The sequence below is a fragment of the Bacillus cereus group sp. Bce041 genome (assembly GCF_052646455.1).
In genome coordinates this window covers 144442-158026 of the sequence record NZ_JBQXON010000004.1, presented here as the reverse complement: position 1 = coordinate 158026, position 13585 = coordinate 144442, and the positions used below count along the sequence as shown (strand labels likewise).

Here is a 13585-nt window from a genome sequence, read left to right as displayed (position 1 = left end):
TATTCCGCTATTTGTGGGCAGTAGGACCCCCATCTCAAAATTCAGCGAAAGCAAAGAAGTTAAGTGGGGACCCTGCTGCCCGTAAAAGCCCGATTGGTGAGGGCTGATAATCAGTGGGGGATGCTCCCCTGATTAAAATTTCACTTTATTGACTCAGTAGAATACAACTTAGATTGTGATGGGAATAAAGTAAACACACACAAGACGATAGTAATAAATAACATTATTAATGACCCTACAATAACTACAAGTTGTATAGAAATGAACTGAGTCGCAACACCAGATAGTATTGTAATAAAGATTGTTACTAACGCAATAACAAGTCCATATATGCTCCCGATCCGTCCCATTATATGAACGGGAACATTATTTTGGTAAAATGTATAAAATCCTGTATTTGCATATGCCATAGAGAAAGATAAAATAAAGAATCCAATAGCAGCTATTAAAAATACATTTGAAAAAGCATAAATTAAATAACCAATTGCGATGAATAATGATCCTATTCCAATTAGAAATGAAGGTGCTAATTTTTTTGACAAAATTGTATTTGTTATGGCACCTAAAATAAATCCTGCACCAGCTATACTAACTAGAAAACCGTATTCACTATCTGTTAGTAGTAATACCTCTTTCGCAAACGATAGTTCAAGTGAATCAGTAGCAGTTGCTAATACGAACATACTTTGAAATAAGAAATACACACATACGACATACACATGTTTTCTACTAAAATTTATAACAGTGTTCCAATCTTTTTTTAATACTGTAAGTGATAATGTATTACTAGTTGTATCCGAATCTTCTTTCTTATCAAGATTCGGTAAAAGTAATGTAATGAATCCTGATAAGAGAAATGCTATAGCATTCATATATATAGCAAACTCTGGTGTACTCGCAATTAATAAAACCCCCGCTATCGCTGGACCAATTAAAAATGCACCAGATCCTATTAAACTGCGTAATGAGTTGAAACGTTGTCTTTGCTCTACTGGAATTAATTTCGTCATATATGTCATAGCAGTTGGCTCATAAATTGCACTGGCCATACTTATAAAGAATACGAATACATAAACAATCCAAAGTGACGGAAGTAAAGGTAAAATAGCGATAAATAACGCACGATATATATCGAGGTGAATCATTAATTTCCGTTTATTTAAACGATCAATCATACTCCCAGACCAAGCGTTTGTAAATAAAGTGGCTAATGGTTTTATTACATATAAAGTAGCAACAGCTAAGGCTGAGCCACCCATATTATAGACAAGTACATTCAGTGCTATTAAGTAAATCCATGCCCCTAAATTCGCAATACCAACTCCGGACAATAGTAATAAAGGATATTTCCAATCTTTAAGTAAATTTTTCATTTTTGGCCCCCGCTTTCAAAATTGTTTTACAACAATAAAAAAATCCCACCCCCAAGACTTTTAATCTTAGGGACGAGATTTATCATCGCGGTGCCACCCTAGTTTGTTAATATGTCACCATACTAACCTTATCAGGTACTGCATTCTAATTCATGCTTATACCATAGCTCTATAACGGGAGCTCCCGTCACACCATCCCCTAATAATAGGTTCCGATGAGCTGCTCAGAGGCTTGGTTCAATAAAGAATTTTTACTCCTTTTCAGCTAAATGGAGCTCTCTGTGAAAAATTCATTTTATTTACTCTTCTCTTCACTGCATTTGATTTTTTCCATATTATCACATATACATTTAACTGTAAATAAAAAATAATCAGATATTTATATTTTCGTCATTTTTGCTTTACGACCAATTTGACATACGAAACGCATTAGCTTTTTATGAAGATAAGGAAATAAAGTGAAGAATACGTCCATCGTTTTTTTTAATGGCATTGGACAAATTACTAATTTATTTTTATGAATAGCTTTCAGTGCAATTTCAGCGAATTTGTCAGCTGAAATTGGCTTATTTGTTTTTAGTTGTTTTATAATTTGATTCTTATTCATATTAATTGCAATTGATTTTTCAAATATGGGTGTATCTACAAAAGTTGGACAAAGCACACTTACATTTACACCGTATTCTTCCGCCTCATAATGTAATGAAGTTGTTAAACCTACGATAGCATGTTTGGTTGTTGCATACGCGGTACAAAGGGGAGCTGGTCCTAAACCAGTTGCAGAAGCAGTATTAATGATATGACCAAATCCTTGTTTTTTCATGAATTGGTAAGCCAATTGTGTTCCGTAAATTACTCCTAATAAATTTATTTCAATAATATGTTTCCAATCATCCAAAGACATATCGAATACTTCTCCATACATAGCAATTCCTGCATTATTAAACATATAATCAATTCTACCAAACTCATTAACTATTTTTATAATAAGTTCTTCTACGGATCCAGCGTTAGTAACATCTAAATATTCGAACCTAGCTAGTTGATTATTATTTTTTATATTATTCACAAGGTCTTGGCCACAAGTTTCATTAATATCAGCGATAATTACAAATATATCTTTATTTGCTAATTGAATGGCTAAAGCTTTACCAATACCAGAAGCGCCGCCAGTTATAATTGCGATTTTTTGCTCATCCATATAAATAACCTCCTGTTGTTTATACATATAATGAAAACGGACGAGTGTAAGGATTTGAACAATCGTTCTAATTCGCGTGTCACGCTACATAAATTTGTTTGAAATAGAGAGTAAAAAAATTTTAATAGCTTCTTCAAATAAAACTTCTAATTTCTCCATTTCAATTGAATGAATGAATTGACATAATCCACCTAGCCATGAACCTAATAAAAGGCATGAACCCTCAACATTTTTCATATAAAACTCACCACTTTTTATACCTTCATCTAAAATTTGTTGATATGCCTTTAAAGGGACAACAGCTAAACCATAAAGTTGTTGAACTGTAGAAGGATTCGTGCTCGGATCAGAGGCAAGTTCTTGCCCCGCTCTTAATAACGGCGTTTTGTAATTATAAAGTACAAATTTAGCCATTCCATATAATTTTTCAGTTGCGTTTGTATACTGTTTTTCCGCTATTTCCCATTTATCATGCCAGTTTTTCATACTGTCTTTAGCTAAATAAACAAATAATTCTTCTTTATTTTTATAATGATAATATATATGTCCTTTACTATAACCAGAGGCTTTAGCAATGTTATCAATGGAGGTTCTTGTATACCCTTTTAAGGAAAATAACTCTATCGCTTTTTCTGCTATTATTTCTTTGGCTAAATCACTATCATATCGTCTTTTATTCAATGTAGACTCCTTCCATCGTTTAATACAAAAATTGAACAATCGTTCTAATTTCAATATATGTAAGTTTTTTTGTTTTAGTAACTGTTAAGCATTTTATTTATTATTTTTTCTGAAAAATACGGTGCGTGAAATTACTCATAAATTTTTAAAAAAGAACCTATTGGATGTAGGTTCTTCAACAAGTTTGAATTAATTCGTATTTGCCTCAGCTAACGGTTGTAACGGCGGTTCTAATTCTAGTTCTAGTGTATCTCCTTCTCGTAAATCTTGTCCTTTTTCAATACTTTGGCTCGTTACATAACCCGTACCCGAAGTTTTCAAATCTAATTTCAAAAGCTTGGAGAAATACATAATATCACGCATGGACCAACCTTTTACATTTGGCATTTGTGCGTTATTCCCTAATAAAAATATACGATCACCTTCACTCATTACCTCGCCAGACTGTGGATATTGTTTTATTATTTTTCCTTCTCCTAAAATTACTGGCTGTAGCTTCTCTTTTTCTACACTTTTCTCTACTGTACCCATCGATTGATTTACATAATTTTGTACTTTTAATTGAGATTGTTTCGTTGCATCAGCTATTTGTTTTTCTGTATACGGTTTCACCTTTAAATATTCAAGGCTGTTTTTTATAACAGGTTTAAATATTTCAGCAAGAGGCTGAGCTCCATACTCATCTCCTTTTAACTTTGGCTGCTTAATAGCTAAGTATACGATTAACTCCGGATCATCAATTGGAGCCATTCCTAAAAAGGAGAAAATGTAATTCTCTTTCCCTTCCATATATCGACCGTTTTCAGGATTCGGTATTTGTGCTGTTCCTGTCTTACCTCCAATTGGATAACCATCCACTTTATACATTGTACCAGTTCCTTTTGAAGATGTTATAACACGCTCCATTAAGCTTCTAACTTTGTCCGCTGTTTCTTTTTTTATCGGATTCCCAATTTCTTTCGGTTGATTTTCCATAATAACTTCCTTGTTTGTTGGATTTACAACTTTATCAACGATATATGGTTGCATCATTTTCCCGTCATTTGCTATAGCAGTAGCCGCTTGGATTAATTGAATTGGAGTTACTGTAGAACCTTGACCAAAAGAAGTTGTAACCTGTTGAATTTGCGTATTTAATAATAAAGTATTTTTACTTTCTCCAGGTAAATCTATTCCTGTTTTTTGATTGAATCCAAATTTATTCATATATTGCTTAAATTTATTTGGTTTCAGTAACTGATCTTCTAAAATAGAAAAAGCTACGTTTGATGACCTTTCAAAACCTTCATCAAATGTAATTGATCCCCATCCAAATCCACCATTATGATCTTTTATATCAGATGAACCAACGGAATATTTTCCAGATTGAAAATATTCTTTGCCGTTATATACACCTTCATTAATGGCAGCTGCTAACGTAAAAACTTTCATTGTTGAACCTGGTTCATATGCATTTGCAATCGGATCATTTAAAAAGTATTCGATATCACCTACATTAGGATTGTAACTAGGTTTACTAGACATCGCTAAAACCTTTCCTGTTTTTGGATCAGCAATAATTCCAATTAACATAGACGGATCATAATGCTCTTGTGCTTTGTTCATCGCTTCTTCTAAAAAGCTATTAATTTGTTTATCAAGTGTTAAATATACGTTATTTCCATTTTTAGCAGGTTCTACTTTACCTATATCATTTGTAAGCGGAATCCCTCTTCGTGTACCCACATATTCTATATTCCCGTTTGTAGAGCGCAAATATTTATCCAAACTCTTTTCAAGCCCAAACTTTCCTTCCGTATTCCCTTTATCATCTGGTCTAGCAAAACCAAGTATATAGGATGCAAAGTCTTCATTCGGATACACTCTTGCTTTTTCCGACATAAAAGATACACCTGGTATTTTTAAATCATTAATTTTTTCCTTCTTTTCCCTAGATAAGTTCCGACCAATTTTCCCAATTTCAACTTGCGTACGCCCTTCATGAAAGTTTTTTAATACTTCTTCTTTATCAATTTCAAGCGCATCGGCTAATTGTTGTGCGGTTTCATCTTTATTTTTCACTTTATCTTTTCCTTTTAAATTCACAACAACTCGATACGTTGTAGAATCTTGTACTAACACCTTTCCCGTTTGGTCATAGATAGTGCCACGATTCGCTTCTAAAACACCTTTTTTATTATGTTGTTCATTCGCGAGATCCTTTACATTCACATTATGCACGACTCCTACTGCCTGAATATAGAATATACGCAAAATCATAATAAGAAACAAAACAATAAAAGCAATCATCATATATCGAGCGCCTTTATTCGTTTGGATTTTTTGCATACTTATCTCCTCTCTTTTGGAATGGATTCGTACGAAGATCCGTTTTAAAATTTGTAGTTTTTGTTTGCGATACTATATGTTTCGAAGTTTTCTTTTTAATTCCTTTAAAACAATGCAAAACTAACTGTTGTTATTTTGTGTCATTATTTTATATATTTTAAATACGGTGCGTGAAATTTCAGAATATTAATTAGTACAACTTGATTACAGAGCACTCTAAACTCTTTTCGTATTTCCTATAAAAAAATTCCCCTCTGGATGTCCAAAGGGGAATTTTTATAGGAAAATTATGCGATATGGTTATATTTCGCTAAGAAAGGAATTCGTCTCGCTACTAATGCATACATTTTGAATACAAGTTTCGCTATTGGTTCAAACATACGTGTACTTTGCATTACTAAAGCGCTCGTAATAAGTGTTAAGAATGCTGCACCCAGTATATCTAAAGGATAATGAACACCTACGTACATACGTGATATACCGACTAGTACTGCCCATAATAGCGCGATATATTTCAGTTTTTCTCCTCTAAAAATAAATACGAAGGCGATTGAAAATACAAGTACAGAATGATCACTAACGAATGATGAATCTGCTGCATGTGGTACTAATTGATGTACATCATGTGATACGAACGGACGCGGATGGTAATATACCGCGTGTATAAGAACATTTACTAATAATGCAATAATAACCGAAAGCGTCGTATATAAAACTGTATATTGTTTTCTAATTGCCTTTTCTTTCTTTCCATTATTAAACCATAAGATAAACATAAATAGAACGGCTACGTATGCAGCGCTATTTGTAATAGCAATCATTAACGTATCTAATAGTTTGGATGAATCAGCAAAATTATTAAACCACTGAAATACTGTGTAATTCATTAAACTCTCTCCTTACATACAAGTGTTCTTGATTTACACAGTATACAATACCATTATGAAAATAGGCTTAAACTTTTTTCATCTAATTCTCATTTTACTATTACTCATATGACAATTATAAAACAAATTTTATACGCTATTTATGTATAAAGCCGGTAAGCCTTTATAATAAGGCGGTTCGTATTTTTTTCATATTTGAAATACATAACATGTTCATTTAAATATACTAATTGCAAAATCATATTTTTTAATTCATTTGAAGTACAATATTTCCAAATTGTTCTCCATGTTCCATACGGCTAAGTGCTCGAATTGCCTCTTCTAACGAGTAAACTTTATCAATAATTGGTTTAATTTGATGTTTTTCTATAAACTTTATCATCTCATTAAATTCCTTACGGCTACCCATGGATGTTCCCATAATATCAATTTGATTGTAAAATAGCGCGCGTAATGGTAATTCAATTTTATCTCCTGAGCTTGCACCAAAATTCACGATTCTTCCGTTTGGTTTTAATACATCAAAATATTTCAAAAAAGTTGCTGGACCTATACTATCTATTATTAAATCTACTTTTTCACCTTGTAAGCTCTCTTCCCAATTTCCAGAACTATGAAAAGAAATATCTGCACCATATTTTGCAGCAAGTTTCCTTTTATTCTCTACCCTTGAAGTAACACTCACTTTAGCGCCAATTGCTTTCGCGAATAACATGGCAAATGTAGCAACACCACCGCCTATTCCCGGAATTAAAACGTGTTCACCGCACTTCAATCTCCCTTTTGTAAAAAGCGCTCTATATGCAGTTAATGCAGATAAAGATAAAACACCTGATTCTTCCCAAGTAAGATATAACGGCTTTTCTACTACATTTTCAGCTGGTACAATTACATATTCAGCAAACGTTCCATCTTTCGGCCCACCTAGTACTTCCGGTAACTCCGGTACTTCAGTAGCATGTTCCCATCCAATACTAGGATTAATAATAACTTCTGTATGTAGTGTAATATTTGAAACTCCTTCTCCTATTTCTGTAACAATTCCTGAGCCATCTGAACCTATTACTAATGGTAGATCCATTTCTTTTCTATTGTTTATAATAAATAAATCCCTATGATTTAACCCTGCAGCTTTTAACTTTATTTTTACTTCACCTGCATTAGGACTTATCTCAGGTGAAAATTTATATTCTAACCCCTCTAATCCTTTTTCATATTGATGTACAATAGCTTTCATTGCTTAATTCCCCCTTAATATTTCCAATGTACTAGAAATATCAAAATAAATAAAATAGTTTGCCTCCAATAATTAGAAATTATATATTTTGTTATGAAAAAATCCTCTCCCTATAAAAAGTATAGGAAGAGGTTTCAAAACTAGTTAGATAAGAATCTATAAATTTATTGAATTCTAGCCAATTCTAATATTTTTCGAATAAACGGTGCTTTTGCCTTTGTATATGAAACACGATCAAAAGCATATGTAATAGCAAGCCTCTCTTTTAATTCTCTATATTCTTTACGTGCCCATTCATGGCTTATTAGAAAGTCACGAAATAAAATATTGTTTCTCCACTCATCACTATTATAAATATAAATATGCAAATGATGAGTACCCGCTCTCCATTTTCCCTTTCTAAAAAAACGCCAATTCGTTGCATCTTTTGGAACATACTCATATCCAATTTCCGATAGAACTTCAATCCACTTTTCAGCTATTTGCAATTCTGTTACGCCAATCATCATATCAATAAGAGGTTTAGCTCCTAATCCTTCTACTGCTGTGCTCCCTATATGTTCAACAGCAATTATTTCTTGTCCTAACAAGGAACAAAATTTCTCTTTTTCTTTTATATACTCTTCACCCCAGTCTTTTTGATATGCTTTAATAACAATTTGTTGATCCATTGTATTCACCTCTTTATAAGTATTTATCATTATATTTATAAAATTTTATATTATTAGCATAGGATTTCCATAAAATATGTCGAATAGTGGAATGTACAACTTAATTATATTAAATGTGAGGTAATCTATGAAAGATAATTCAGTCGAAATTCAGTTAAATAACGTAACATTCCAATTAAAAGAATATCATAATTTTGATTGGCTTATTAAATTAGGGACCGTATTTGCAGTTTTTGACCAGCAAGACTCAGGTAATATAAGTTTTGGTGTAGAAAAAGATGGGCATAAGAAATTTATCAAATACGCAGGAGCACAAACAATTGCATTTGAAGGAACAACGGGTCACGCTATTAAAAGGCTAAAAAATTCAGTTACTATCTATGAAGATTTAAAGCATGAATCGCTCATAAGACTAATTGATCATTTTCCAGTCCAATCTGGATATGTATTAATTTTCGATTGGTTTGATGGTGAATGTCTTCATTCGCATTGGAGTTTCCCACCTCCTGAAAAATATAAAAATCCAAACTCACCATTTTATAAATTTAGACATTTATCTGCTATAGAACGAATTCATTCCTTACATTCCCTTTTTTCTTTCCATACTTATGTAGAAAAGAAAAACTATGTAGCAATAGATTTTTATGACGGTAGTATTCTATATAATTTTAATACAAACGAGACAAAAATTTGTGATATAGATTTATACAGTAAGAAACCTTACATAAATAAAATGGGCCGGCTATGGGGTTCCTCCCGTTTTATGTCACCAGAGGAATTTGAACTAAACGCAACAATTGATGAAAGAACAAATGTATTTAATATGGGAGCAATGGCTTTCTCACTTTTAGGCGGTGAAAAAGATCGTTCTTTTATAAAATGGGAAGCAAGTAAGGAATTATATGAGGTAGCGTATCGTGCTGTAAATGCCAATCGAGCAGAACGGTATGCATCAGTTATAGAATTCTATGAAGCGTGGTTAAAAGCGGCTAATGCGGAAAGGATATAACCCTAAATTATTAAAAGAAATATAGAGTTTATACTATTATCATGTATATTAAAAATGGTTTTATGAACGTTTCGTACTAATTATAACTCGAGTTAATGACTATAACATGAATAGAGTTAATAATGATGTGAGAACTCGAAATGTAAATACGACAAATGATTTAAATGATAATCAGAATAAAAATAATAATTGGGCTTGGCTTGGTTTATTGGGACTACTAGGATTATTTGGTCTTAGAAAAAAAGACAAAGATCCAGAAACATGTTAATGTAGAACATTGTATTTAATTTTAAAAGATATTTATTTATCAAAAGAATGCAAAATGAACCGCCTTTAATAAGGCGATTTTTTATTTTTTAAAATCAATAACAATCACAAAAAACGGATGCAATTAATCGGAAACAATGAATTTCTTAACTTAATAGTAATAGAGCATTACATCTATTGGACAAACTACGCTCTTTTTTATACCTTTTCTTCACTTACCCATATCTTATATTTTGTGTAACTAATTTAAATGCTACAGCCCTTGATATTCATAGCTTCATAACACTTCCTCTTTTGAGTTACACAACACATTAAAAATGAGTAACTGTATAGAATGGGGTAGAATAACATAGTCATCAAGTTAAAAGTTTAATGTACCAACAATTAGGAAGCTTTGTATGTTAGAGAATTTCAACCTAAAAAAGTCGGATTCCTATACGTTAAGTAAAGTGAATAAAGTCTGTTACACTCTCTTCTTTAGGAACGTTTCCATAATATCCTTCTTGAACCATTCATAATCAAACTGAAAAGCTACATTATGCGTTTTATAGCCTGGATTTGTAACAAAACGAAAGTCTGCAATGCTTTGACCAAATCCTTCCCCTTGATCAGGAATTACTTTAATGGGTACCCTTGAAAGACTAACAGCCTCTTGATTCAGCAAATACCATACCGTTACAAAATCATGCATAGGACTTCCACTTATACCAGGATTAGACTTGGAGTAGAAATTATAATAATAATCTAACATAGGTTTGATGATGAGTCCTGCAAGATCCTGTGTATTCCGATGAAATGCATCAATTTGTTGGACCATTTCGGGTGTAACAATCGCATGTTGAGTCACATTTAAAGGAATAATCGTCAAGTTCTTTGCATGCTGTAAAATTAAGTTTGCTGCATAAGGATCTGCGTAAAAATTAGCTTCAGCCACAGCAGTTACGTTACCTGGATAGAAAAAAGCTCCCCCCATGCAAATGCATTCTCTTACATTTCGCATTGTTTCTAAATTTAATACAAAAGTCGTAGCTAGCGAAGAAAGTCTTCCTAAATTGATAATGGTAAGATCTTCTAAATTTGATTCTATAATTTGATAAATATCATTTAAAGGATAAACTGGATATGAAATTTCAGGTGGAATAATAGGTCCTAATCCAACTTTTCCATGTACCTCAGGGAAATACTGAATTAATATACCTGTCAACGGTACAGAAGCACCAAGGAATACAGGTATTTCTTCTCTTCCCGCAATGTACTTTAAATAGTTTATATTTCTTATTACATTTTCTCTTGATACATTTCCATAATCGGCCACAATTCCTACAAGTTGAATGTCTTTACGAAAAAAGATGTACAGTATAGCAAAGGCATCATCAATCCCTAAATCTGTAAACAGGAGAACCTTTTTTTGCATATCTCTTCCTCCAAAAAATTTATAGAATTCTACTTTCACCAATGATGTAGTGATTAGACTACGCTTGTATATATATTTTTTATGTATTCTTAAAGAATGGATTCTATTCACTTGAAATAGCTTTGCTCATCTAAATTTTATTTTATGTTCTTAAGTCGTTTGGTCTATTGGGAAGTATTTTAAATCCAAAGTCTCAATACCATCTACAGTAAGTTCTCCACCAATTGGCTTACATTGAAAACAATGAGTGATAGTCTGAGCTTTATCTCCGTTCGGAAACTCACCAGAATATTTAGAATAGACACCTATAAGATGTTCAACTTCAACATTTAATCCTGTCTCCTCAAATATTTCTCGTTTAGCGGTTTCTTCAAGAGATTCTCCAAGTTCCATAGCACCACCTGGAATACCCCATTCATTTCTATCTCCCCGTTTTTGTAAAAGAATTTCATTTCGTTCGTTATAAACAATACCTCCAGCAAAATTAAGAAATATTAAATCATGCCCTACTTTTCCCCGGATATAACGAATGTAGTCCTTATTTGTAGTCATAAATTCCCTCCTAATTTATATATAAGATACAAATTAATTATATATAAATATAGAAGAAAATGGTAACGAAAATGATAATATTCCTTATTCTCATAAGGGATTTTCCCTTTACTTTTTATCAATCTATGCGTTTATTAACCATTTCTATTCTAATACCTTCATTTCCCAAATCCCCTTTCAAAATAAAGAGAACACCATTTCTTAAAACAATTTTATCGCAGTTCTAAAAATTGGTGTCCTCTAGTTTTCTAGCCGGACTATATTCTATTTTCAAGCCCATCTCTACCTCCCTATGAATAAAACTCAACGTTCTGTTTATACTACAACTACATCTAGAGACACATCACTGTTTAGAGCGGCTAGGTTTTGTTAGCTGCTCTTTTGTGTTTTACACAAATAAAATCAATAACTCAGCATATAATATCTATGTAGCTAGACTATTACCTCTGTATCGAGCAGTTAGGCTGGGCTAAATGCTCTTTTATTTATGACAAAATAAAACTTTTAAACAAAATTACTTTCGTATAACATTTTCAATCTCGCCTACACTATAACTGTAACTTTAAATTACACATCTATTACTTGTAGGGCCTAATTTTCTTTTGTGGAACAGGTGGTTAGCTCATAAAGTTAACCACTTTGTTGCGTTAAATATTTTTTATTTCTCAATACTTAATACCTGGAATTAATTCTAATTTATTGGTATTAAACTATTGACATTGATTTTCCTCATATGCAATTTTTGAAAAGGCCTTTTCTCTCATATCAGGCTCTTTTATTTATTAAAAAAAGATTATTTTATATAGATTACTATAAGCATCCATAAAGCCAAAGCACCAATGATAGCGAGTACTATACGTGTTGATAGGTATCCTTACTTCAAAGTCTGTTTTCTTGGAGGGTTCAGGATATGCAATTATGTAAATTCCCTTTAATAATGCAAGCCATGCAATAACCGTTAGGAATCCCTGCCAGTTGAATACCCATACATTATGTAGAATTACAGTACCTAATCCTAGGAAAATCGATAGAAAACCATACATAATACCAAATCCTCTGTCTTCAACCACTAATTTTTTTAAGTCACGTAGCACAGATGGACGGACGAAAAGTAACCGTCATCCATCCCCAGAACAGCCCTAAAAAAGTACTAGTTTCCATTATTATTTCACTCCCCTCAATTATATTTATATTTCAGATATTCCTTCCTTTAGAACAATTCCAGCACTTTTCACATTTACAATAACTAAATATCCCCATCTTACCAGTTTTAAAATCTTCATTGTCATGACTATTAATAAGTTTATATCTTTGTATACATTTAGGTTATTTTAATTTACCCAACCAATTTCCTAATATAAATTAATTCCTTTCCTCTCGAAGATATTCTTTCTATTCCCACCCTCTTAAGGATATATCGGAAAATATCTCCAATCATTGTAACGTGGTAGCTTGTTTTTCTTTAAACAAAAGGATTATTTTGTTTAAAAATTCATTCCAATTTATAACCACTATATTTTTCTTATATTTTCCATTGAAATTTAATAGCAATATTTTGATAACAAAGGAGCAACCTATGAAGCATAATATAAATCTATGGTCTTTTTTTCATTAGTTTGCATTGCTTTTTTTCTTTTATATCTTGAAGTATGCACACCTGAAATGAATACGTCGTTTATAAATATCGTTTATTTTCACCCTTTATTTTTTGTACTCATTTTTTCAATAGGAACTTTTTTTGCTGGTATTAAAGGATTCTCTAAAGCAGGTAATTGGATAGCAATGCTTAGAAGCATAGTAACAGTTCTGCTAACATTGTTATTATCAGTGTTTTTAACACTAACTTTAATCGTTGGTTATGCATTAAGTTAAACGTAATTCTTCACGAATAAAACTAAATATTACGTCAATACTATATATGACATTAGATTTTCTCCTTGTTCCCCCTTGGAGAAGAGCAGTTAG

9 protein-coding genes, 4 pseudogenes and 1 other annotated feature are annotated in these 13585 nt (G+C 32.1%); of the genes and pseudogenes, 3 read left to right on the top strand and 10 right to left on the bottom strand.

Annotated elements, in window-relative coordinates:
- Window positions 1-140: 140 nt before the first annotated feature.
- From ACUN13_RS14985 to ACUN13_RS14955, 7 genes are all read right to left on the bottom strand, one after another.
- Window positions 141-1373: an MFS transporter gene (locus ACUN13_RS14985; RefSeq protein ID WP_409532046.1), complete on the bottom strand. Its 1233-nt coding sequence runs from the start codon at window positions 1371-1373 to the stop codon at window positions 141-143.
- Window positions 1374-1438: 65 nt separating this feature from the next.
- Window positions 1439-1697 (bottom strand) — a binding site (T-box leader).
- Window positions 1698-1752: 55 nt separating this feature from the next.
- Window positions 1753-2574 (bottom strand): SDR family NAD(P)-dependent oxidoreductase, encoded by an 822-nt coding sequence (locus tag ACUN13_RS14980; RefSeq protein WP_000344275.1) that lies wholly within the window; start codon window positions 2572-2574, stop codon window positions 1753-1755.
- Between the two features lie 84 nt (window positions 2575-2658).
- Entirely contained in the window at window positions 2659-3255 is a 597-nt protein-coding gene (locus tag ACUN13_RS14975) for a TetR family transcriptional regulator C-terminal domain-containing protein (RefSeq protein WP_001042674.1), read from the bottom strand.
- Between the two features lie 189 nt (window positions 3256-3444).
- Complete coding sequence (locus ACUN13_RS14970) at window positions 3445-5583, bottom strand: penicillin-binding protein (protein WP_409532045.1); 2139 nt, start codon at window positions 5581-5583, stop codon at window positions 3445-3447.
- A gap of 287 nt (window positions 5584-5870) precedes the next feature.
- A complete protein-coding gene (locus tag ACUN13_RS14965) occupies window positions 5871-6470 on the bottom strand; it encodes an undecaprenyl-diphosphatase (RefSeq protein WP_025709367.1) in 600 nt (199 codons plus the stop codon).
- A gap of 247 nt (window positions 6471-6717) precedes the next feature.
- On the bottom strand, window positions 6718-7707 hold the full coding sequence (locus ACUN13_RS14960; protein ID WP_409532044.1) for a zinc-binding dehydrogenase: 990 nt from the start codon (window positions 7705-7707) through the stop codon (window positions 6718-6720).
- A gap of 164 nt (window positions 7708-7871) precedes the next feature.
- Window positions 7872-8378: a GrpB family protein gene (locus ACUN13_RS14955; RefSeq protein WP_000372673.1), complete on the bottom strand. Its 507-nt coding sequence runs from the start codon at window positions 8376-8378 to the stop codon at window positions 7872-7874.
- Window positions 8379-8505: 127 nt separating this feature from the next.
- Between ACUN13_RS14955 and ACUN13_RS14950 the strand changes: the two genes are divergently transcribed.
- A complete protein-coding gene (locus ACUN13_RS14950) occupies window positions 8506-9387 on the top strand; it encodes a protein kinase domain-containing protein (RefSeq protein WP_000654534.1) in 882 nt (293 codons plus the stop codon).
- A gap of 79 nt (window positions 9388-9466) precedes the next feature.
- Window positions 9467-9655: pseudogene (locus tag ACUN13_RS14945) on the top strand (WGxxGxxG family protein); the annotation flags it as partial.
- Between the two features lie 462 nt (window positions 9656-10117).
- On the opposite strand, the gene ACUN13_RS14940 reads toward ACUN13_RS14945, so the two are convergent.
- The 3 genes and pseudogenes from ACUN13_RS14940 to ACUN13_RS14930 form a co-directional block, all read right to left on the bottom strand.
- Window positions 10118-11068 (bottom strand): nucleoside hydrolase, encoded by a 951-nt coding sequence (locus tag ACUN13_RS14940; RefSeq protein ID WP_001170283.1) that lies wholly within the window; start codon window positions 11066-11068, stop codon window positions 10118-10120.
- A 159-nt stretch (window positions 11069-11227) separates the two neighbouring features.
- A pseudogene (locus tag ACUN13_RS14935) lies at window positions 11228-11620 on the bottom strand (NUDIX hydrolase); the annotation flags it as partial.
- Between the two features lie 793 nt (window positions 11621-12413).
- Window positions 12414-12781, bottom strand: a pseudogene (locus tag ACUN13_RS14930) (hypothetical protein).
- 415 nt (window positions 12782-13196) lie between these two features.
- On the opposite strand from ACUN13_RS14930, the pseudogene ACUN13_RS14925 reads away from it, so the two are divergent.
- A pseudogene (locus ACUN13_RS14925) lies at window positions 13197-13492 on the top strand (hypothetical protein).
- The last annotated feature ends 93 nt before the right edge of the window (window positions 13493-13585 follow it).